The organism is Candidatus Pelagisphaera phototrophica (genome assembly GCF_014529625.1).
GTDB classification, from domain to species: Bacteria; Verrucomicrobiota; Verrucomicrobiia; order Opitutales; family Opitutaceae; genus Pelagisphaera; species Pelagisphaera phototrophica.
This window is the reverse complement of sequence record NZ_CP076039.1, coordinates 359081-380674: the sequence shown is the minus strand read 5'-3', so window position 1 is coordinate 380674 and position 21594 is coordinate 359081. Positions and strand designations below refer to the sequence as shown.

The window sequence follows — 21594 nt, the reverse complement described above, 5'->3', positions numbered from 1 at the left end:
AAAAACCAATTATGGCACATTTTTTGAAAGAAACAGATTTCGCTCCTCATCAAGCAAGCGAAGTATTAGCACTGGCTCAAAGCTTTAAAAAGGGTCGAGGCCGTCACACGCCTCCTTCGCTTAAAGGTCAGACTTGGGCGATGATTTTCTCAAAATCGAGTACTCGAACACGAGTTTCCTTCGACGTGGGTATTCATGAACTGGGAGGGCATCCTATATTTCTAAACAAGAACGATATCCAATTGGGTCGTGGTGAGTCCGTTTATGATACCGCAAATGTGCTGTCGCGTTTTGTCCATGGACTCATTGTACGCACCTTCGAACAAAGCGAACTGGAAGAACTTTCGAAAATGGGATCGATTCCTGTGATCAATGCATTGACCGATTTTCTTCATCCCTGCCAGACCTATACCGATGCGTTCTCAATGGCGGAACGATGGTCCGACGGAACAAACCATCTAGAGTCTCTAAAAGGTAAGAAGATGGCGTACTTTGGTGATACGGCCAACAATATTGCAAATTCCTGGATTCTAGGAGCAGCGCTTTTTGGGATGGAATTAGTACTCGCTGGGCCAGACGGTTATGAGCCGGGATCGGAGATCAAGAAAATACTCGCCGAGAGTGGTTATACGCCAACCTATCGCTTCACAAACGATCCTGAGGCCGCCGCTCGCGATGCGGATGTGCTATATACGGACACCTGGGTAAGCATGGGACAGGAGGAAGAATCAACTGAACGGATCGCTGTAATGAGTCCCTATTCGGTCACTTCGGATCTGATGAAACTAGGACAGCCAAACGCGTTATTTATGCACGACCTTCCAGCGTATAAGGGTATGGAGGTGAAGGAAGACGTCCTCTACGGTTCCAAGTCAATCATCTTTGACCAAGCTGAAAACCGGCTCCATACCCAAAAGGCGATTATGGCGGTGCTCGCCCAAGGGGTCCGGGCTTAAATTTCCCATACAATTATAGAACGGATAGGTATGAGTTGGATATTTCTAAATTTATTCGTGTAATTCGCGGTTAACCATTCAATCGTATCAAAAATGAAGATAGCACTCGCATACTCAGGCGGACTAGACACTTCGGTGCTCGTTCGGTGGTTAAAAGATCATTACAACGCGGAGGTTGTCACTTTTGCTGCTGACGTTGGGCAGGAAGAGGAGCTAGAGGGTCTTGAGGAGAAATCCAGGGCTACAGGTGCCTCCGAGCACTATACACTCGATCTCGTTGAAGAGTTTGCGTCAGATTTTATCTACCCAATAATACGGGCCAACGCAATCTATGAGGGACAGTATTTTTTGGGCACCTCCATTGCGCGGCCCTTAATCGGTAAAGCTCATATTGACCTCGCCCGCAAAGTCGGAGCGGACGCACTTGCCCATGGCGCCACTGGTAAAGGCAACGATCAAGTGCGGTTCGAACTGGCCTATGCTGCGTTGGCCCCCGATTTACAGACGATTTCGCCTTGGCGAATGGAAGTTTTCCGCAAAGCATTTCCAGGCCGAAGCGAGATGATTTCCTATTGCGCAGAAAACGGCATTAACGTGGAAGCTTCTGCCTCAAAACCCTACTCGATGGATCGTAACCTTCTCCACATCTCCTACGAGGCGGGTATTTTGGAGGATCCCTGGTTCGACCCAACCACGAAGGAAAATAAGGCAATGTACAAATTGTCTGTCGATCCTGAAGATGCTCCGAACGAAGCCGAGTACGTTGAACTTGATTTCGAAAAGGGTGATTGCGTGGCGGTCAATGGACAATCGCTCAGCTCTGCGAAAGTACTAAAAACTTTAAACTCTCTAGCAGGAAAGCACGGTATCGGAAGAGTGGATATAGTGGAGAACCGATTTGTTGGTATGAAAAGTCGAGGCGTTTATGAAACGCCTGGTGGAACGATTCTGATGATGGGCCACAAACAGATCGAGTCTATCACTATGGACCGAGATTTAGAGCACCTGCGTGATAGTTTAATACCCAAGTATGCAGAACTTATATACAATGGGTTCTGGTATGCGCCCGAGCGTGAAGCGCTCCAGGCCTTTATCGACAACAGCCAAAAAAGCGTAACCGGTACCGTACGGCTAAAACTATACAAGGGCAATGTAACTACCGTCGGACGTAAGTCTCCTTATTCACTTTACAATGAGGACATTGCTTCGATGGAAGGGGTGCAAAGCGACTACAATCCGGACGATGCGACAGGATTTATCCGCTTACAGGGACTCCGCCTAAAAGCCCGGTTCGGCTCCCAGAAAGAATTCATCGAACAATAGAACCCCTGAAAAGCGGAACTCCTCCAAGACAAGAAAGCTCTCCCAATCTTAGCAATTGAGTTAAATAGCTATCGATGAGAATTGATAAAGGTGATCTGTTACTGTACATCTTGTAGTACGTTGGTCTTAAACATTTCTTGTCTTGCGAGGAACGCCTTATAACCAAGGTAGCCGGAGGGCAGAAGTTCTTTCGAAAGAAAGGGATCCAGCGAATACGCCTTCCTCCAGAGTGAATGCTCAGAACGAAACCAGTTTATTGGGGATTCTGTCATCTGACGTGCACCCGAATGGGCGGGTGGATTAAATGTTAAAAATTGGAGATACTCGCCGTAAAGAGCATTGATTTTTTTAAAATCCCAAGCATTGGCTACAATCTGTTCAGCACTCAATTTCCCAATGGAAGTACTGGCCAGGAAGATTATGTCGTGCGGATTTGCATCAATTTGGGAGACGGCTTCGGACCAATTCTGGGAAAACCTGTGCGAAATCCATAAACTCCCTTGTAGCCGTCCGAAACGCTGTCGTTTCAGCCATGAATTCAATTGATACCGTCGAGAGGGTTGATCTTGAGGAAGGTCGAAAGAAACGATGTGCCATTTGCCGTCCCAAGGGCTTGACCAAGCGACTTGCGGATCGATTTCGTTTCTGGCCAGGTGTCGCCCAACCTTAGTTATTTGTGGCACCCAATCGGCGGGTTTTTCGCCGTTTAGCGTGATCAATCCTCGATTTTGCATCGCTCGGAGTTGCCTTCGCAAAGCGTGTTCCGATTCCCATCCGGCGAGAGAATGATAGTTCCTCAGAGGAAGGCTAGTCAGTGCGTCGGTCCCAACGAGCAAAATTAATTCGAGTATGTCTCTTGTTTTTGGGCCAAGTTTCAAGGCAATTTTGTGTGTTTTTATCAATAGCTATCGATAAAAATTGTTAAGATTGGGCGTGAGAATTGCTTGAAATATGATCGGTGGGCGAATGGGCGGGTTAACTTTCGGGATTAGGGGAGGGTTCTTCCGCCGGTAGCTTGGTTTGCAAAGTCATTGCCTTCTGAATCCAGTAAAACGTTTCTTGGGAAAAGTTGGTCTGAAGGTCGGCTATCAGCGTCCGAGCGTACTCAAAATCTTCATTTTCAACGGCGAGGGCAGCTAGCCGGTAGCGCGCTTCAGCAAGATTTCCGGCGTTTTCATTGGAAACTAGCTCTTTTAAAATAGACTCTGCCTGATCGGAATGACCGGTTTGAATTAAAGCCATGGCGTGGCCCATCTGGGCAGCTTCTTTGATCACTCCTTTGGCTGAATCTGAAGCGTTTTCAAAATACTCGGATGCCTTCGCATAGTCGCCTTCCTCGTAGGCTTCGGCGGCGAGTTCCTTATAGGCAAAGCCGCTGAGTGGATGTCCGGACTCTTTCTGGGCAAAGGCGAGTTTCGAGGCACTATCGTCTGCCGATGTATAGTCCTCCTGTACGGCGAGTCGACCTTGCTCAATCATAAAACCACTCAGGTGGTATACCCCGAAAACGGCGAAGACCCCAGCTATGGAATAGATGATTAACTTCTTATTCTTCTCCCAAATCAGGGTGATTTGATCTTGAAGATCGCCACTACTGAAAATTGCGGAATCGACGATATTGCGCTCGTCGCTTTTTGGAGTTGGGTTTTTGTCGGTTGGTTGGGCCATAATCTTCGCCTGTTTTTGGGAGAAGGTGATTGAGCGCGATTTCTAGGCTTTTTAAAGCACTTTCGTCATCAAACCGGTTGAATTAGATTATGAACGGCCTCCCGGATTACGGTGAAAACCAGATGCAATTGGCCTAGAGCCCAAATAATCCAAGATCTATTGGCACCAATCCGGTTCCGCTAATCAAAAACGACCGTTTTGTTTTCGTAGACCAGTATACGGTTTTCTAGATGCCAGGAAACGGCTTGGGCGAGGGTCATCTTCTCTAAGTCGCGCCCTTTACGGATAAGGTCCTGAACGCTATTTCGATGTGTGATTTGAGCAACGGCTTGGTGGATTATGGGGCCTTGATCGAGTTCGGCCGTGGCGTAGTGAGCGGTTGCCCCGATCAGTTTTACGCCTTTCTTGTGCGCTTGATGATAGGGCCTGGCGCCAGCGAATGCGGGAAGGAAAGAGTGGTGAATATTAATTACCGGTTTACCCCAGGTATCGAGAAAGATGGCTGAAAGCACCTGCATGTATCTTGCCATTATGACTAGATCGATGTCGTAGCTTCTAAGCAGGGAGAGTTGCCTCGCTTCGGCTTCAGACTTAGATTCCTTGGTCACTGGAACGTGCTCGAACGGAATCCCGTACCATTCGGAACTAGGCTTCAACGTTTCGTGGTTAGAGATCACAAGGTTGATGTCACATGGAAAGTCGCCCGCTTTCCATCTTAGGACCAAATCGTGGAAGCAGTGGTTGGCCTTAGATACGAACAGTGCGACCTTAGGCTTCGTTCCGGGGATGGCAACGTTGGTTCGCATGCCTATGGAATCGCCGAAATCACGAAAAGCGGCTGCTTCGACTTCGGCGGACCTGTTGCCTTCGACGGCCCACTCAACTCGCTGGAAAAAGACGCCTTCTTCCTGGTCGCGATGTTGATCAGCGTGGATAATGTTGCCCTCGCGTTCGTAGATCCAGCTCGCGACTTTCGCTACTAGGCCCTTTTGGTCAGGGCCGGAAAGAAGGGCAATTATTCTTGAAGAATTGGGATTCATCAGAACCTAAAAAGTCGAGAGTCGGACTAACTAAACAGCCACCTCCTTAGACAGTAGCGACGTTTTTGTTGACGTAGCTTTGCAGCGATCGAACGTCGAATTCTTTTTCTTTCAATGCGCTGATTCCGGCGACTGCTGCGGTCGCGCCGGTCAAGGTCGTCATGATGCAAATATTGTTGGCATAGGCGACAGATCGGATTCGGTTCTCGTCTTTTCTAGGCATCATACCTGAAGGAGTGTTGATGATCATCTGCATTTCACCATTCTTAATTAGATCGAGAACGTTGGGGCGCCCTTCGGCTATGCGGAATAGCTTTTCCGCCTCGATGCCGTTCTCTTTGAAATAATCAGCTGTTCCAATCGTGGAATAGACCTTGAACCCGAGCGAGACAAGCTTCTGGGCAAGCTCTACCGCCTTGGGTTTGTCCTGATCCTTCACGCTGAGAAAGACATTGCCTTCAACGGGAAGGCCCGGCTTTGCCGCAGCCTGGGTCTTCGCAAAGGCGATGCCAAAGTCCTCGTCCAGCCCCATGACCTCACCCGTTGATCGCATTTCCGGACCGAGACGGATCGTTGAACCAAGAAAGCGGACAAAAGGGAACACTGCTTCTTTGATGCACCAATGCTTGGGACTCATTTCCTCCGTAAAATTGAGTTCATCCAATGTTTTACCCGTCATGATCTTAGCCGCCAATTTGGCAAGAGGAACTCCGATCGCCTTCGAGACGAATGGAACGGTGCGGGAGGCCCTTGGATTCACTTCGAGAACGTAGAGCTCGTTGTCCTTGATGGCGAATTGGATGTTCATCAGTCCCACAACTTTCAGAGCCTTTGCGAGTCGGTAGCTCGCTTGGCGGACGATCTCGATCATTTCCTCGTCGAGTGTGTGGGGTGGCAGAGCCATCGCTGCGTCACCACTGTGGACACCGGCAAACTCGATGTGCTCAAGCATTCCTCCGACAAGGGTTTTCTTGCCGTCAGAAATACAGTCAACATCGAGCTCAATTGCATCCTCCAAAAACTTGTCGAGAAGTACGGGCTTTCCGGGTGAGGCTTCAAAGGCTTCGTGTATTACGGATCTCAGCTCATCTATATCGTGGACGATAAACATGCCGCGGCCTCCGAGAACGAATGAAGGTCTTACCAAAAGCGGAAATCCGACTTTCTTTGCCAACTCGTATGCCTGAGTCTCGTTTAGGGCCGTGAGATTGTCGGGCTGCTTAAGGCCGACTTCATCGAGGATTTGCTTAAAAAGCTCGCGGTCTTCAGCGGCATCTATGCTTTCGGGAGAGGTGCCGATAATATTGACTCCGTTGGCTTTCAACTCTGTTGCAAGATTGAGAGGAGTCTGGCCGCCGTATTGAACGATTGCCCCGCTACAACCTTCTTGGTTATAGACCTCAAGTACATCTTCAAGTGTAAGGGGCTCGAAATAGAGCTTGTCAGACGTGTCGTAATCTGTGGATACGGTTTCCGGGTTGGAATTGATCATTACCGATTCGTAACCTAGTTCCTGCAGTGCGAATGAAGCGTGAACGCAGCAGTAGTCGAACTCGATTCCCTGCCCAATTCGGTTGGGCCCTCCGCCGATGATCATAATCTTCTTTTTATTTGAAGGAATGACCTCGTTTTCGGCTCCGTATGAAGAATAGTAGTACGGAGTCTCGGCTTCAAATTCAGCGGCGCACGTATCGACTAGACGAAAAACGGTTGGGATACCCATGTCTTTGCGTTTCTCGTTTACCAATTTCCAGTCGCATCCGCAAAAGCCTCCAATTTGCCGATCTGAAAATCCGTATTCTTTAGCCGTGCGCAAGCGATTTTTACCTATTGTATCCAGCTTTTCCTTTTTCAGCTCATCCTCAAGGTCGCTGATCTGCTTGAGCTGGTAGAGAAACCAGGGATCAATTTTCGTCAGCTCAAAGATTTTTTCTAGAGAGTATCCTGCTTTCAGGGCGTAGCGTAGGTAGAAGACGCGCTCCGCATTGGGGCGAACGAGTTTACCGTTTATGGTTTCTTCGGTTGGAATATCGTCGCCGCCCAGCTTCCCTCCCCCAAATCCCCAGGCCCCAGTCTCTAGGGATCGCAGCGCTTTTTGGAAAGACTCCTTGAAGGTTAGGCCGATCGCCATTGCCTCGCCGACCGATTTCATGGAGGAGGTTAACGTATCGTCTGCCCCTTGAAACTTTTCGAATGTGAAACGCGGAATTTTCGTTACGACATAGTCAATGGTCGGTTCGAAACAGGCTGGTGTTTTCTTTGTGATGTCGTTCTGGATTTCGTCGAGACTGTATCCAACGGCAAGTTTGGCAGCAAATTTGGCGATAGGAAACCCGGTCGCCTTGGAGGCCAGTGCAGAACTTCTGGATACACGCGGATTCATTTCGATGACAACCATTCGGCCCGTCTCAGGGCTGAGAGAAAATTGGATATTGGATCCACCGGTTTCGACCCCGATCTCCCTGATTACGGCGAAAGAGGCATCGCGCATCGCTTGGTATTCTCGATCGGAAAGCGTCATTGCCGGCGCCACCGTAATGGAGTCACCGGTATGGACCCCCATCGGGTCGAAATTCTCGATGGAGCAGATTACGACGCATTGATCCTTTCGGTCACGCATAACTTCCATCTCGTATTCCTTCCAGCCGAGAAGGCACTCTTCGATCAGGACTTCCGAAACCGGTGAGACATCGAGTCCGTTGGTTACGATATCTTCGAACTCTTCCCGATTGTAGGCGATACCGCCCCCGGCCCCACCCAGGGTAAAGCTAGGGCGAATAATAAGCGGAAAGGCTCCGATTTCTTTGGCAGCGTCTTTGGCTTCGGCGAGAGACTTGACCGTGCGGGATTTAGCCACATCCAGTCCAATCTTAACCATCGCTTCCTTGAAGAGCTCGCGATCCTCTCCCTTTTTGATCGCGGCGGGTCTAGCCCCGATCATCTCGACATTGTGCTCTGCAAGCACGCCAGCCGCATCTAGTTCAAGTGAAAGGTTGAGAGCGGTTTGACCCCCGAGTGTTGGTAGCAAGGCGTCGGGCTTTTCTTTGGCAATGATCTTTTTGAGCGCATCGATCGTAAGCGGTTCGATGTAAGTCACATCGGCAAACTCCGGATCGGTCATGATAGTGGCTGGATTGCTATTGACCAGTATCACTTTATATCCCTCTTCCTTTAGAGCCTTGCAGGCCTGGGTTCCGGAATAGTCGAATTCGCAAGCCTGACCAATAATAATGGGACCGGCTCCGATGATGAGAATTGATTCGATGTCGACGCGTTTTGGCATGATAAACTTCTCAAACTTGCCACAGTAGAGGAATACTGGGCAAGGGTGAAAAGAATCGAATATTCCCAATAAGCAAGCGCTTTTGGCTAGCTTTTGTTGGAAGACGTAAACGTCTGGCAGAATGGCCCTGCCGGTGGTCTATGAATGCCTTCAATAGAAAGGGGTTGAGTTAGAATTGACTAGCGCTCCTGTCGACTCGGGCTATGCCCGTGCGTTTTTAGATTTTAGAAAGTGTCTCAAAATGGCGTTTCGATTGCGTTGGGCATGGTGCGGCTGACTATCCTTAGTCGGCCGTGTCGATGAGCTTTCCCGTATTCGGCTGACGAAGGATAGCCAGCCCTACCTTTTTAAATTCGGGAAGTGACACATAGGACACTTTCTTAGTTTTATGAGATGTCAGAAACCTCACACCCAAGAATGGCAGATGCTTTCTTGGGTTTGCCCAAGCACGTACGCGGTATCCGCGTCTTGTATTCTTCACTGGCTTGTTCGGTAAAGTCCGCAAGATTAGGCCACTTGTCCGTTTCCTCAATTCGATTGGGAAGGTCGGCTGGCTGGATAACATCGTATTTGCAGTCCCTGGAAGCGGCTTCCTCGGCAAATTGAGCATGGTGGATTGCTACCACTAGGATAGATTTTTGTACTCCACATCGTCCTTTCATTAAGGCGGGTGAATGGGAATCTGCGATTTGGCTGACACGTTCCTTCAGTTTTTGGGCTGCGGCCGAATCTCCAAGAAGAGCGATCGAAGAATCATGTTCTTCGGTCGCGACATTCACTTTGACTAGCTCGGATGCGCGGTTTAGGGCGGACATCAGCTGATCGACCTTTAATGGCTTGGTAAGGTAGTCGAATTCTCCCAGCTTGAGAGAGGCTAGGGCATTGTCGATGTCCGCGTTACCTGGCATCATGATGACGACGGCGTTTGAATCTATTTCCTTGATACGGGACATCAGCTTAAGCCCGTCTATATTAGGTATCTTCAAATCGGTAAGTACAATTTCAGGACACTATTCTTTGTATATCGATATGGCCTCTTCACTCGTTCGAGCTTACACTGTTGAGTAGCCAATAGGCTGAATCGCCGTGTCCAACATTTCATGGATAGATTCCATGTCGTCTACTATCAGAATAGAATGCATATGCTTCGATTAAAAAAATTTAGTGAAAGACTGTACTGACTCTGACTTCTTTTGGAGGCCCCTGCTTGAAGGATGTTAGCCGCCGGCGACAGAAGACAGGTTGAAAATCGGTAAGAACATGGCCATTACGATACCGCCTACCACAACACCGAGAAAAACGATAAGCATGGGTTCGATCAAGGAGGTTAGAGACGCTATGATTGAGTCCGCTTCCGTGTCGTAGAAGTCGGCGACCTTGTTCATCATGCCGTCGACGTTACCCGTTTGTTCTCCCGCCCTGCTCATGTGTTTCATCATTGGGGGGAAAAACGGAATGCTAGCGATCGTTTCAGAGACCTGGCCCCCTTCGGAGATAGCTTTCGTAATGGCGCTACAAGCATTCTCGGTCTGAATTCTTCCGCTACTGGAAGCGACGATCTCTAGGCATCTCAAAATGGGGACTCCACTTCTTAGGAGCGTTGCGTAGGTACGGCAGAAACGGGAAAGCGTAATCTTCTTAAGGAGATTACCAAACACGGGCACTCGGAAGAGAAGATTGTCTTGGAAGCTTCGGCCTTTGGGCGTTTTTGTGAAACGACCCCAAACATGGAAAAAGAGAAATCCTGCTCCAATAACCCAGAGGACATTCCCTCTCAGCCAGTCGCTCAGATCTATAAGCGCCTGGGTGGGGGCGGGAAGTTCCTTCCCGAAATCAGCGAACATGTCCGCGAATACGGGAATTACAAAAATCAAAAGTACGTTTACAAGAATAACAGCGAGGCCGATAACCGCTATCGGATAAGTCATCGCGGATTTGACCTTCTTTATAAGCTTGTTGGTCGACTCAAAGTAAAGAGCGACCTCGCCCAAAATTTCGGCAAGACCGCCGCTGGCTTCACCCGCTTCGACCATCGAAACGAAAAGGTTGTTGAAGGCATTAGGATACTTCGCACACGAGGCGGAGAAGTTGTTTCCCTGAGACACGTCATTTCGGACTTCTCTAATGATAACGCGGAATGTGGGATCCTCGGTTTGGTCCTGTAACGCTTCCAGAGAGGATACAAGTGGCAAGCCCGCTTCGAGCATCGATGCTAGCTGCTGGGTGAAAATAGCCAACGATTCGAGTTTCAGCTTATATTTCTTCGCTTTCTTTTCATAGCCCTTTTCTCTGGCGAGCTTTTGAAAATCCCAGAAACCGAAGGAGGCACTGCTTTCCTTATGCCTGAGATCAGTTTTCTCGGAAGACGGAGTGCGTTTGGTTGTGAGCAGAGCCATATGTAACTTCTTTAGTCGGCACTAATTCGCAAAACTTTGCTGCCTTGAAGGAGAGAGAGGGAAAGTGTGGTTCAGTGGCGGTGTCTCTTGGTCAAAACCAAAGCTTTTTGCAAAGTTTTAGCCATCAATTGACAGTTAGTATCATTAAGAAAACGACTTTAGCGTAAGACTCAATAGGGCCGCATTCTGCAAATGCGAAGATGGGAAACTCCGAACAAGAATCACATTGTAAAATAGGCTTCAATTTACTGTGTGCTCCTTCAGTTGCCTGACTTACTGGCGAAGTCTTGTCGTGAGCATGACTGGCAAGACCTTATCCCCATCACTGAGTCGTTTGTGGAAGCGACTAAGGAAACTTCTTCGCTTCCTCGCTTTTGGAAGTTTGCTAAGCACAGCTTATGCAGGTCAGCTGACACTAAGCTGGAACGAAAGCTCTGACAACGAAGAAGGCTTTAAAATTGAGCGTTCGGTGGATGGGGGATCATTCCAACAAATCGCAACAGTTGGAGTGAATGTAGCGACATATACCGATGTCACAGTAGAGGATAATCAAAGCTACACCTACCGATTAAAGGCTTTCAACCGATTCGGAGACTCTGGATACTCGAATTCGGCGAGTGGGGTAAGTAGGCCGACCGGTGCTGAAGGGACCCCCGTCATTGTCTCACAACCGGAAAACACGGTTGTACTTTTGGGAGACACTACGGCTTTATCGATTGACGTTGATGCGACTCCGGCAGCCAGTGTTCAGTGGTTTGTTGAAGGGCAGGCGATTCCCGGAGCTACCGGAGCAGAGTTGCTTTTAACACAGGTCGAAAGATCGCACGCGGGAAGCTATTACGCAATCGTTACGAATCGGTATGGAAGCGTAACAAGTGCTACCGCTCGATTGACGATTGATGCCTTGATAGACGTTGTACAAGTGCCGTTGGATGTTGCAATTGATAGTGAAGGTACCGTGACCCTGTCCGTTAGTGCGGAGGGTCCTGGGCTGACTTATCAGTGGTACCGTGGCAACTCGGGGGATAAGAGTAACCCCATTGAAGGGGCCTCCAACAGGGTTTATGAAACTGATAAAATTACTCAAGATACGAACTATTGGGTAGAAATAAAAACAGGTGGAATCGCCCAAGGCGTCGAAGTATACAATGGGGAAACCATCAAGGTAAATCTCGAGCAACGTTCCCGATTCTTCTTTGGGGAGATTGGACCAGGCGATCAAGGCTCTTTTGCAATGATGTTGCGAGAGGACGGAAGCGCTGCTTTTCTCGCGAATCTAAGTACGCTGAGTACTCGTTTGGAGGTATTGGATCTTGTTGTCGACGGGCAGGGCGCGTTTCAATACCAAGATGAGGGTCAGACAGGATTTTCCGGAAATGTGTCCGAGAACTCAGTCTCAGGAGTCTTTACGGGTACGAATTTGAGCTTTTCCGGTTCGAAGTCAGGGGAAGACGGAGTTAACAAATCGATTTCAGGATTCTTTTCAGCAGTCATGCCAAATACGGCAGATGGGCAAGTTTTTGTGATTGCCGGGCCGAGCGGAAAGAGTTTTGTCTCTATAAGCTTGGGTAAAGAAGGTGAATCTGGCTTTGCGACCATAAGCCCCTCGGGTGTTTTGACGGCTGATTTGAGTACTCTCTACACAATTGCCCTCTCCATCGACGAGTCCTATCTGAGCTTGGACGGAATGGTACTAATTGGCGAAAAAGGCTACCCTGTGGATGGTCAAAGCGAGAATGTTACGTCTGAGTCCCTGCTCATCAATACTTCTGCTCGCGGTCAGGTGAAAGGTGGATCAGCAACAATGATTGTTGGTTTTGTGGTGGATGGAGTCGGCACTAAAAAAGTTCTCGTCAGAGGATTGGGTCCATCGTTGTCGAGCCGTGGAGTCTTGGATGCTGTTGTGGATCCAAGAATCTCTATTTTCCGTCGAGGTGAAGTGGACCCTATCGCTGAAAACGATGATTGGGGCTCAGTTGCAAATGCGTCGGATATTGAGCTTTGCTCTCAAATTGTTGGAGCGTCGCCGCTGGATATTAACAGTGCCGATGCCGCACTCTTGGTTGAGTTGAGTGCCGGAGTCTACACGGCCATCATCGAAAACGGTGCGGCTGAAGCCGGAACAGCCCTCCTAGAGGTGTTTGATGTCAGCGAAGCAGAGGGAGTGGAAGCCAATACTGCTCTCGCGAATATTTCGATGCGCGGTGAGGTTGGCCGTGGCGATGACGTGGCCATTGCTGGATTTGTGGTGACGGGTGACACACCCAAAAAATTCCTCATTCGAGCAATGGGTACCGAGCTAGAAAAAAGCGGAGTTAGCAACGCGCTGGGGGATCCGAGGCTCAAAATCTTCCAGTCCACGAGCGAGGGGTCGGTATTGATCAGCGAAAACGATGATTGGCAAGAGGAGGCGGAAATTGCCTTGGAGGCTAGTAATAGTTCTGGGGCCTTTGGATTTGACGAAGGATCAAAGTCGTCGGCGAAAGTGATTTGGCTCGATCCTGGATTATACACCGCCGTCGCAGAAAGCTCTGACAACTCGACAGGAGTGGTTCTGGTCGAGGTCTATGGGGTTCGATAGATCCTAATTCTGACAGTATCTGCATTCAGTTACCTATTCCGCCACGTTTCCGAGGCTTGGGAATGAAAAGGCGAGGCCGACAATTGTATGTAACTCACTAGATTTTTGAAGAACGGGATCAACTTTCGCTTTATTGGGGCGTTTCCTTCAAAATGGTGTAAAGTAGAGCATTCTACTTGCTGGCTCAACGTCCTTTAGCTAGCCCCCAGTCAAACCAACGGAAAATGAAGCCCAAATACGTCATCTTTCAACTGATAATTACCACTACTCTATTTCTTGCTCTGGTTGCATTGCAGTCTCCTACATTATGGGGAGCTGAAAAGTCCAAGGAAATGAAGGTGTCGCCTATTTCTGAATCGAGTGAAGCCGATGCACTTCAGCTAATTAAGGGTTGCGTGATTGAAATCTGCTCCTACCACCGCAGCTTAGCGGTACTCAAAAAGTAAGAAGAGATGGGAAGATTACGCTAGCCTTTGTGGGGGAGAAAGAAGTGACAGAAAAGCTTATCTGAACCTAAGGCGGGTAAGATCGGTTGGCTAAATGGCGAAAATTTATTATCAATTAAAGTAAATATGATCTTATTGTTAGGAAGTACTGGGTATGTTGGAAATCTGTTCAAGCAATTGCTCAATTCCAAGTCTGTGGCGTGGACATCAGTGAGTGGGCGGCGATTTTGCTTTTCAGGCAAAACGGAACTTATTAAGGACCTAAAAGATTTTAAGGTTTCCTTTGTCATCAATTGTGCGGGTTATACGGGTAAACCGAATGTGGACGCTTGTGAATTGGACAAAGGGAACTGTTTGGATGGGAATGCGATATTGCCAGCGGTTATCAGAGACGTATGCGGCGAACTAGGCATAGGCTGGGGCCATGTGTCCAGCGGGTGCATTTTCTCTGGCGAGCGTCCCGATGGGGGTGGATGGCGGGAAGAAGACGCCCCAAATTTTTCTTTTCGACGCCCACCTTGCTCCTTTTACAGCGGAACCAAAGCATTGGGAGAAGAAGTTCTTGGCTGGAAGGAAACAGATAATGGAGAGGAGTGGCCAAAGTGGGATCACGAGTCAGAGCCGGAAGGATTCGTATGGAGACTTCGGATACCATTCAACGAAATTGACGGACCTCGAAATTTTCTCTCAAAATTGCAGCGGTACGAAAATCTATTGCAAGCACGTAATTCTCTTAGTCAGCTAGACGATTTTGTGAAGGCCTGTTGGAGGTGCGTTGAGGATAAAGTTCCTTACGGGATCTACAACGTGACAAACCCAGGCTCAGTGACTACGTCAGACGTAGTTGAGCTCATCTTAAAACACGGGGTTAATAATAAGGACTACAAGTTCTTTGAAAATGAAGAAGACTTTATGGAAAAAGCCGCCAAGGCACCGCGGTCTAATTGCGTCCTAGATACAACAAAATTGGAAAAATCAGGCATTAACTTAAGACCGGTTGAGGAAGCTCTCGAATGGTCTTTGAAAAACTGGAAACGGGAAAATACGTAACCGCGAAGTTCGCTAAGCACCTAAAGCCTGAAATGCTTGAAGAAGTAAATTCAAATTCGAAATATCCCAGTCTTATTCGACTCTCGAAGATCCTTTGCGTTCCTAGCGAACTTTGCAGTTAACCATAATTATGAACTCAATACTAGTAACCGGCGGCTGCGGATTCATCGGCTCGAATTTCATTCGATTCTTGCTGAGAGATAACGCCGCATCGCTCTCCGAAAGCGGATTCGATCGTATCGTTAACTTGGATATGTTAACCTATGCGGGTAACTTGTCCAATCTTTCTGAATTCGAATCGAGCGAAATGTACCGATTTGTACACGGGAATATTCTCGATCAAGAGCTGGTGGAGTCGTTGTTGTCTGAAAACAGTGTGTCCGCGATTGTGCACTTCGCCGCGGAAAGTCATGTGGACCGCTCGATTGATGGTCCGGAGCCATTTGTTCAAACAAACGTAGTTGGGACTCTCAGACTGCTGCAAGCCGCCAAAAATCATTGGGAACAACTCCATAACGAAGAAAAGAACGCTTTCCGATTTTTGCACGTTTCCACAGATGAAGTCTATGGTACGTTGACCGCGGAAGATCCCGCCTTTTGCGAGACGACCTCTTATGCTCCGAACAGCCCCTATTCGGCGTCTAAGGCGTCCAGCGATTTTCTCGTGCGGTCTTACTTTCACACCTATGGATTTCCGGTGGTGACGACCAATTGCTCGAATAACTATGGGCCTTACCAGTTTCCTGAAAAGCTGATACCGCTGGTAGTGCTGAATGCATTGGAAGGCAATCCCTTGCCTATTTACGGTGATGGGAAACAGATTCGCGACTGGCTCTATGTGGAAGACCATTGCACTGGAATTCTTTCGGCTTTGAAAAAGGGTAAACTGGGCGAGACCTATTGTATTGGAGGCAGAAGTGAGATGGAGAACATCCAGATCGTGCGACGCATTTGTGGCTTGCTCGATGAATTGAGACCAATTGCAGAGAACGAACAGGCCAAGGACAGTGGCCATTCTCGTTATGAGGATTTAATTACCTACGTTACAGATCGACCGGGCCATGACCGGCGCTATGCGATTAATAGCGATCGAATCGAAGCGGAATGTGGCTGGTCCCCCGCAGAAACCTTCGACACGGGAATCCGCAAGACAGTGGAGTGGTACTTGAAGAATTCGGATTGGAGCAGCGAAATTGCCGAAAAGAAATATACTCGAGAACGCCTAGGATTGGAAAATTAGATTAACCGCGAAGATCGCAAAATTATGGCAATAATTTTTATTATCGAATCCAGTTGTTTGGGTGAATTTCTCCAAAGATAGAAATGATTGTGAGCTATCAAAATCGTTTCCTAAATCCAAATAACCCCTTTGCGATCAATGCGTACTTTGCGGTTAACCCATTATGAACAACTCTTCGAATAGAAAAGGAATCGTCTTGGCAGGCGGATCCGGAACCCGACTTTACCCCTGCACTATAGCGGTATCCAAGCAATTGATGCCAATCTACGACAAGCCGATGATATACTATCCGATATCATTGCTAATGTTAGCGGGTATCAGGGATATCTTGATCATTTCGACGCCTCAAGACACGCCTTTGTTTGAGCGACTGCTTGGAGATGGATCGCAATTTGGCGTCACTTTTTCTTATGAGGTGCAGCCGAAGCCAGAGGGACTGGCACAAGCGTTTTTGATAGGGAATTCGTTTCTCGGCGGCTCACCTGCGGTGCTTGTTTTGGGGGACAACCTTTTTTATGGCCACGATTTGGTAAGTACTTTGCGAGCGGCAGATGGGCAGTCAGAGGGGGCAACCATCTTTGGTTACCAGGTATCGAATCCTTCAGAGTATGGCGTCGTTGAATTCGAGAAAAGTGGTCGAGTAATTTCCATCGAGGAAAAACCGCAAAGTCCGAAATCGAACTATGCGGTTCCGGGGCTCTACTTTTACGATAAGCGTGTGGTTGAATTCGCGAAGAGCATAAAACCCTCGGCTCGCGGAGAACTGGAGATTACGGATTTGAATAGAATTTACCTGGAGCAAAATGAGCTGAATGTAGAGCTTTTAGGCCGAGGCACGGCTTGGTTGGATACGGGGACTCACAAATCTCTCATGGCAGCCTCGCAATTCGTCCAAGTCATCGAGGAACGCCAGGGATTGAAGATGGCCTGTCTCGAAGGAATTGGATACGAGCAGGGATGGTTATCTGTGGAACAACTGAATGACAGAATTCAGTTTTTGGGTAAAACGCAATATGCAGACTACCTGAAGAATCTGTTGAAGTGACCGGAAATAATTCGATAACAAGGTCTTTATATCTAAGCGATTCTCGTTAGTCCGCCATAGCCTTGGTGAAGGGAGGAACACCGCGATTTGATGAACGGATTCCCTGTTACTTGTTGAATCGCAGTTTCCCTCGCTTAACGAATGCCAAGCCTTAAAGTCCTATCATTAGCATCCATGCGGTGGACCCACTGCCAGGCATGGATTTCCTCGGGAAGGTCCAACCGGTGTTGATACTTCCGGGTGAAGCAGCAGGTTGGCAGGACCAAGTAAAATCTGAATAGTCAGACCTCAAGCCAATAAGCTGGAGCGAATGTCCTGCAAAGGTAGAGGAGGATTCTGCCACCTCGATGTCATTGCTTGTCAGGGGCATTGGCAGCTCCATTTATGGCTGTAAAGCTTCCCTCGTAGCTGATAAACTGAACGATCGGGTCAAGTAGAACAATAATTGCCAGACCATCTGGAGCCCCGTTTTGAATTCCTGTTTTATTAAGCGATAGGGGACCAAAGCCGTTTGATTCGTTGGGTAGAATACCGCTGAGGCTGATGCTTCCGTAAATGATCCCATTACTTCCGTCTTAGAGGGAAATGGAATAGTTGGTTAAATTCGTTACGGAGACACTGGCTATCTCGACAAATTCTCCAACTTCGCCATCGGCGTTGTCATAATGGATCTCATTGATCCAGTCGGGGATTGAGAACCAGAAGGAGAGAGGCGAAGGCGGCAGTAAGCCGTCTCAGTGGTATACGGGATACAAGGGTTGAGGTTTTAAGAAGCCAGGGTAACAGTAGCTTAGTTATAAAAATTAGTCATTTAGGTTCATAAACTTAGAAAGTAAGTTTAATGTGCCAATAAAAAGTGTATAGGAAAGAATCTATATTAGAATTTTCATTCTAATGGCAATGAATTCTTTATTGCTATAAACTTATAAAACAAAGATAACAAGAGACTTAGGTAGACAATCTAATCTGGAGGTCGCCAATGATTGACTGAGAAAAATCCGAGGGTCTTGGGACAAAATATTCGATTATCACCCTATAGTATAAGGCCGTTGTTGCGAATATTTTTGGGGTTGGACCGACTGATTTGGATCCATGAAGCTGGGCAGGCTTAGCTAGCTTTCGCATCACCGGAAGACCGACGAAACGCAAAGGAATTAGGTCCATTAAAAGCAGATAATCCACTCGCTGAGGCGGGTGGGCGTTGATATAGGGTTAAAGGTGTGTCAGGTGAAATTGAAAGCATGAGCTGATCCTGCGTGGCAGGGCAATTGTTTGCCGAATGCCTTTTTCAGAGATCTAAGATTCGCCGGCTAGTACCTTCTTGGTTGACGCCATTGAGATCCAAAGGGCTACTGAAAGATTAACGACTAAGCCCGTGCTTCCGCACAAATTTGCGAGTATTTAATTTAGACTGTATTCAGGGACTTAGAAGCAACGAGTGAGTTATTTTAAAATTGTGCTTACTAATGGGAAAGGATGAGCCCTCCTGTCGGTTTCTCATCACCAGAAAGTGATTCTAGGTGGGAGGCAATTTCCAGATTAGAAAGAAGTTTTCCTTGCCATTAAGGGCTTGGGAGGAGGGCCTCTCCTGCGAGGGAGCAAATTAAAGCCTCGAGTTTAGAAGATAACGAATTTCTCTGGGACGGTAATGATGTCAGCGGGTTGGATTTGAAAGACACCCTTTTTTTTGCCGGACAGGATGTCCTTCAAGTTGATTTTGTAAAGGGTGAAGTCCTCGCCTTCTCTGCGCAGCACCGTAACTTTCTTAAGATTTGCTGAAGGGCTGGGGCCACCGGCTTCCATGATCGCTTCGAGGGCAGTAAGCGAGCGATCCGACATTTGCTTACCGGCTCTCAGTACAGCTCCGTTGACGTAAAATGCGTAGGAAGAGGACGTGATCGACACGCTGACTTCCTTGGTGACGAGCTGCTTGTCGTAAAGTGCAAGCAAAGCGGTCTCGAGTTCCTTCGGGGTCAGCCCGGCTACTACCACTTCGCCTACCAAAGGCAGTGTGATGCGCCCATCGCGGCGAACTTTTTGGCTGGTATTCAATTCGCCGGCGGCTGGGAAGGAAATTGAAAGCACATCTCCTTCGATTATCGCTGCGGCTTCTTGGGTCTCATCCGTTTGGGCGACTGCGATTGGGGTAAGGCTGATCATTGCGAAAAGACCGATTAGGAAGGCTGCGACGCTCAAGATATGCGAAGGTCGCGAGGGGAAATTGAGTATGGGCTTCATTGTGCAAGTGATAGATTGTTAAGTCTGCACAATCCGCTTTCGCAAGGCGATTCGAAGATTGGCGACTCCATGGCTTTGTTAACGACTTAAAGAGCGGGGAGTTAATAGGAAGGTTCCCTCAAATTCTGTAATTTCATCCTGATTGGAGCTGTTGGCAAGGGGGGCAAAAAATAGGAGTAAGTAAAAAAACAGGTTGATTGGGGAGTTTTAGCGATTTATCCGTCTTTAGGATGTCGGACGGAATAAATTGAAAGGGGTTTGTAATCAGTTACTTAAAGGCTTAACAATATTCTTTTGGATTGCCTGTTGTCGCTAAATTTTTCGAGGTTCGAAAATAATATTGTGCCATTTCATAGATTTGAGCCGCTCGAGGAAAAAAGTCCTTGAGCGGCTCTGCTGCGGCTTAGATCAAGGAATAGCAAGTTCAAGGCCGCTCGATGCCGAGTCTGTCAATGAGTTCGTAGAAAGTGGGGCGACTGATACCCAGCTCCGAGGCGGCATAGGTGATTTTGCCTTTGTGCTTTTTCAATGCAAAGTGTATCAGTTCGCGGTCAAGATCTTCACGAGCTTGTTTGAGGGTTTGCCCAGGAGCTATAAATCCTGAGCCGGATAGCTGCATGTCCTCAGCCGAAACGGCTTTGGCGTCGCACATTATAACCGCTCTTCGGATTCGGTTCTGCAGTTCCCGCACATTGCCGGGCCATGTGTGTTGCTCTATGGCGGCTAAAGTCTTCTTGGCAAAGGTTAGTCCTTCTTTGTCGTTTTCGGTGGCGAAGCGTTGTAATAGAGCCGTTGCGAGGACGAGGAGATCCTCCTCTCTGTCGCGAAGCGACGGCAGATTTAGTTCGATCACGGCGAGTCGGAAATAGAAATCTTCGCGGAAGCTGCCGTCATTCATCCCTTTCTTCAAATCGGCGTTGGTTGCAGCTAGAATGCGGGAGTTGACTTGGATGGTTTCCCGACCTCCCAAGCGTTCGATGTACCCTTCCTGAAGAAATCGAAGGAGCTTAACTTGAACCGGGAGGGGCACTTCGCCGATTTCATCGAGAAAGAGGGTGCCGCCTTTGGATTGTTCGATCTTGCCGATTTGCTGGGCATGGGCCCCTGTGAAGGACCCTTTTTCATGACCGAAGAGTTCACTTTCGAGCAGATTCTCGGGGATAGCGCTGCAATTGATGGCGACGAATGCCCCACCCCTTCGATTGCTTTGCTGATGGATCGCTCGTGCGGCAACTTCCTTGCCCGTTCCGCTTTCGCCTAGAATCATAACCGATGCGTCAGACGTCGCGACTTTTCGGATTGTATCGAAAACTTCTTGCATGGCCTGGCTGGAGCCGATCATGCCTTCGAATGTGTCAGCCTGGGTCTGCCGTTTCAATTCGAGGTACTCGCGTTCAAGCTCGGCAACGTGGAAGCAACGCTTTAGCAGAAGTTGCAGCTCGTCCATATCGATTGGCTTGGTGAGAAAGTCGTAAGCTCCAGTTCCGATGGCGTCCAGGGTATTGCTCCGATCCCCTTGTCCCGATGCAATGATCACCTTGACCTTAGGATCTAGCTCGAGAAGCTCCGACAGCGTCGCCAGTCCCTCTTCGGCTGAGTTGGGATGGGGGGGGAGCCCGAGGTCTAAGATCGCCACCAGCGGCTTGTGGACGCGAAATCGGTCCAGAGCGGATTCGCGGTCGGAGGCTTGGGTCACCTCGTAATCTTCGGAAAGACCCCACTTCATTTGAGTGAGAATTTCCTCGTCATCGTCAACTATTAGTAAAGTGGGATTCATGGGATGCAGCCTGCGACAAAATAGGAATTGAAGATCTCGGAGTTTTTCGCGCTTCTTACAAGGTGTTAACGACCTAATTGGAGCTTGTTGAAGTTTTTAACCGCTAAGATCGCGAGGGGCCTTCGGCTAGTTTTAAGATTTCGATGCTTGTGTAAAGGTAATGGAAGAATTGAGGCGAATTGAGAATGGCTTTACCCCTTTGCGTCCTTGGACCTGCTATGCGGGTGGGCGGTTAATGTTTCTCAGTTATTGTGGAAGATTGTTCACGACTCATTTGAGGCTAAGCTTGAGCAATGTTGTATTGAAGTTGATTAAGCAGCCAAGATTACAAACGGATAGTTTAAGGTACGTGAGTAATTGAGCATAGTGGATGTCGTTTATCTTATCGACGACTTTCAATTCCAATATGATTCTGCCTTCGACCGAGAGATCGAGGCGATAACACTCGTCGATTCGCAGGCCTTTGTACTCGATAGGTTTTGACTTTTGCCGTTCAACTTTGATGCCTTTGAGCGTCAGATTGTGAAATAAACAGTGCTCGTAAGTCGATT

16 protein-coding genes and 1 pseudogene are annotated in these 21594 nt (G+C 48.3%); 7 read left to right on the top strand and 10 right to left on the bottom strand.

Annotated elements, in window-relative coordinates; translation table 11 throughout:
• The first annotated feature begins 11 nt into the window (after nt 1-11).
• A complete protein-coding gene (gene argF, locus GA004_RS01815; RefSeq protein WP_283395580.1) occupies nt 12-956 on the top strand; it encodes an ornithine carbamoyltransferase in 945 nt (314 codons plus the stop codon).
• Nucleotides 957-1049: 93 nt separating this feature from the next.
• Nucleotides 1050-2279: an argininosuccinate synthase gene (locus GA004_RS01810; protein ID WP_283395579.1), complete on the top strand. Its 1230-nt coding sequence runs from the start codon at nt 1050-1052 to the stop codon at nt 2277-2279.
• A gap of 98 nt (nt 2280-2377) precedes the next feature.
• Here GA004_RS01810 and GA004_RS01805 read toward each other — a convergent pair whose 3' ends face one another.
• The 6 genes from GA004_RS01805 to GA004_RS01780 form a co-directional block, all read right to left on the bottom strand.
• A complete protein-coding gene (locus GA004_RS01805) occupies nt 2378-3157 on the bottom strand; it encodes a PaaX family transcriptional regulator C-terminal domain-containing protein (RefSeq protein ID WP_283395578.1) in 780 nt (259 codons plus the stop codon).
• 97 nt (nt 3158-3254) lie between these two features.
• Nucleotides 3255-3947, bottom strand: a complete 693-nt coding sequence (locus GA004_RS01800) for a tetratricopeptide repeat protein (RefSeq protein WP_283395577.1) — start codon at nt 3945-3947, stop codon at nt 3255-3257.
• Between the two features lie 179 nt (nt 3948-4126).
• Nucleotides 4127-4987 carry a formyltetrahydrofolate deformylase gene (gene purU, locus GA004_RS01795; RefSeq protein WP_283395576.1) on the bottom strand — a complete coding sequence of 287 codons (861 nt, stop codon included), beginning with the start codon at nt 4985-4987 and terminating at the stop codon, nt 4127-4129.
• A gap of 46 nt (nt 4988-5033) precedes the next feature.
• Nucleotides 5034-8270, bottom strand: coding sequence for a carbamoyl-phosphate synthase large subunit (carB, locus tag GA004_RS01790; RefSeq protein WP_283395575.1), 3237 nt, complete (start codon nt 8268-8270; stop codon nt 5034-5036).
• 386 nt (nt 8271-8656) lie between these two features.
• Nucleotides 8657-9271: a response regulator gene (locus tag GA004_RS01785; RefSeq protein ID WP_283396958.1), complete on the bottom strand. Its 615-nt coding sequence runs from the start codon at nt 9269-9271 to the stop codon at nt 8657-8659.
• A gap of 216 nt (nt 9272-9487) precedes the next feature.
• The gene (locus GA004_RS01780) at nt 9488-10666 is read right to left on the bottom strand and encodes a type II secretion system F family protein (protein ID WP_283395574.1); all 1179 of its coding nucleotides are present in this window, start codon (nt 10664-10666) and stop codon (nt 9488-9490) included.
• Nucleotides 10667-10964: 298 nt separating this feature from the next.
• On the opposite strand from GA004_RS01780, the gene GA004_RS01775 reads away from it, so the two are divergent.
• From GA004_RS01775 to rfbA, 5 genes are all read left to right on the top strand, one after another.
• The gene (locus GA004_RS01775) at nt 10965-13247 is read left to right on the top strand and encodes an immunoglobulin domain-containing protein (protein WP_283395573.1); all 2283 of its coding nucleotides are present in this window, start codon (nt 10965-10967) and stop codon (nt 13245-13247) included.
• 224 nt (nt 13248-13471) lie between these two features.
• A complete protein-coding gene (locus GA004_RS01770) occupies nt 13472-13693 on the top strand; it encodes a hypothetical protein (protein ID WP_283395572.1) in 222 nt (73 codons plus the stop codon).
• 126 nt (nt 13694-13819) lie between these two features.
• A complete protein-coding gene (locus tag GA004_RS01765) occupies nt 13820-14743 on the top strand; it encodes a sugar nucleotide-binding protein (RefSeq protein ID WP_283395571.1) in 924 nt (307 codons plus the stop codon).
• 130 nt (nt 14744-14873) lie between these two features.
• The gene (gene rfbB, locus GA004_RS01760; RefSeq protein ID WP_283395570.1) at nt 14874-15983 is read left to right on the top strand and encodes a dTDP-glucose 4,6-dehydratase; all 1110 of its coding nucleotides are present in this window, start codon (nt 14874-14876) and stop codon (nt 15981-15983) included.
• A gap of 163 nt (nt 15984-16146) precedes the next feature.
• Entirely contained in the window at nt 16147-17028 is an 882-nt protein-coding gene (gene rfbA / locus GA004_RS01755) for a glucose-1-phosphate thymidylyltransferase RfbA (protein WP_283395569.1), read from the top strand.
• Between the two features lie 151 nt (nt 17029-17179).
• Here rfbA and GA004_RS01750 read toward each other — a convergent pair whose 3' ends face one another.
• The 4 genes and pseudogenes from GA004_RS01750 to GA004_RS17865 all read right to left on the bottom strand — a co-directional run.
• Nucleotides 17180-17398 (bottom strand): hypothetical protein, encoded by a 219-nt coding sequence (locus tag GA004_RS01750; RefSeq protein WP_283395568.1) that lies wholly within the window; start codon nt 17396-17398, stop codon nt 17180-17182.
• Between the two features lie 1247 nt (nt 17399-18645).
• On the bottom strand, nt 18646-19266 hold the full coding sequence (locus GA004_RS01745; protein ID WP_283395567.1) for a polysaccharide biosynthesis/export family protein: 621 nt from the start codon (nt 19264-19266) through the stop codon (nt 18646-18648).
• 424 nt (nt 19267-19690) lie between these two features.
• Nucleotides 19691-21043 (bottom strand): PEP-CTERM-box response regulator transcription factor, encoded by a 1353-nt coding sequence (prsR, locus tag GA004_RS01740; RefSeq protein ID WP_283395566.1) that lies wholly within the window; start codon nt 21041-21043, stop codon nt 19691-19693.
• A 270-nt stretch (nt 21044-21313) separates the two neighbouring features.
• Nucleotides 21314-21580, bottom strand: a pseudogene (locus GA004_RS17865) (GxxExxY protein); the annotation flags it as partial.
• Nucleotides 21581-21594 lie beyond the last annotated feature (14 nt).

Excerpts from the sequence above, each read along its gene's own strand:
- argF (WP_283395580.1), top strand. The coding sequence starts at position 12 with ATGGCACATTTTTTGAAAGAAACAGATTTCGCTCCTCATCAAGCAAGC.
- GA004_RS01810 (WP_283395579.1), top strand. The coding sequence starts at position 1,050 with ATGAAGATAGCACTCGCATACTCAGGCGGACTAGACACTTCGGTGCTC.
- GA004_RS01800 (WP_283395577.1), bottom strand. The coding sequence starts at position 3,947 with ATGGCCCAACCAACCGACAAAAACCCAACTCCAAAAAGCGACGAGCGC.
- purU (WP_283395576.1), bottom strand. The coding sequence starts at position 4,987 with ATGAATCCCAATTCTTCAAGAATAATTGCCCTTCTTTCCGGCCCTGAC.
- carB (WP_283395575.1), bottom strand. The coding sequence starts at position 8,270 with ATGCCAAAACGCGTCGACATCGAATCAATTCTCATCATCGGAGCCGGT.
- GA004_RS01780 (WP_283395574.1), bottom strand. The coding sequence starts at position 10,666 with ATGGCTCTGCTCACAACCAAACGCACTCCGTCTTCCGAGAAAACTGAT.
- GA004_RS01775 (WP_283395573.1), top strand. The coding sequence starts at position 10,965 with ATGACTGGCAAGACCTTATCCCCATCACTGAGTCGTTTGTGGAAGCGA.
- GA004_RS01770 (WP_283395572.1), top strand. The coding sequence starts at position 13,472 with ATGAAGCCCAAATACGTCATCTTTCAACTGATAATTACCACTACTCTA.
- GA004_RS01765 (WP_283395571.1), top strand. The coding sequence starts at position 13,820 with ATGATCTTATTGTTAGGAAGTACTGGGTATGTTGGAAATCTGTTCAAG.
- rfbB (WP_283395570.1), top strand. The coding sequence starts at position 14,874 with ATGAACTCAATACTAGTAACCGGCGGCTGCGGATTCATCGGCTCGAAT.
- rfbA (WP_283395569.1), top strand. The coding sequence starts at position 16,147 with ATGAACAACTCTTCGAATAGAAAAGGAATCGTCTTGGCAGGCGGATCC.
- GA004_RS01750 (WP_283395568.1), bottom strand. The coding sequence starts at position 17,398 with ATGCCCCTGACAAGCAATGACATCGAGGTGGCAGAATCCTCCTCTACC.
- GA004_RS01745 (WP_283395567.1), bottom strand. The coding sequence starts at position 19,266 with ATGAAGCCCATACTCAATTTCCCCTCGCGACCTTCGCATATCTTGAGC.
- prsR (WP_283395566.1), bottom strand. The coding sequence starts at position 21,043 with ATGAATCCCACTTTACTAATAGTTGACGATGACGAGGAAATTCTCACT.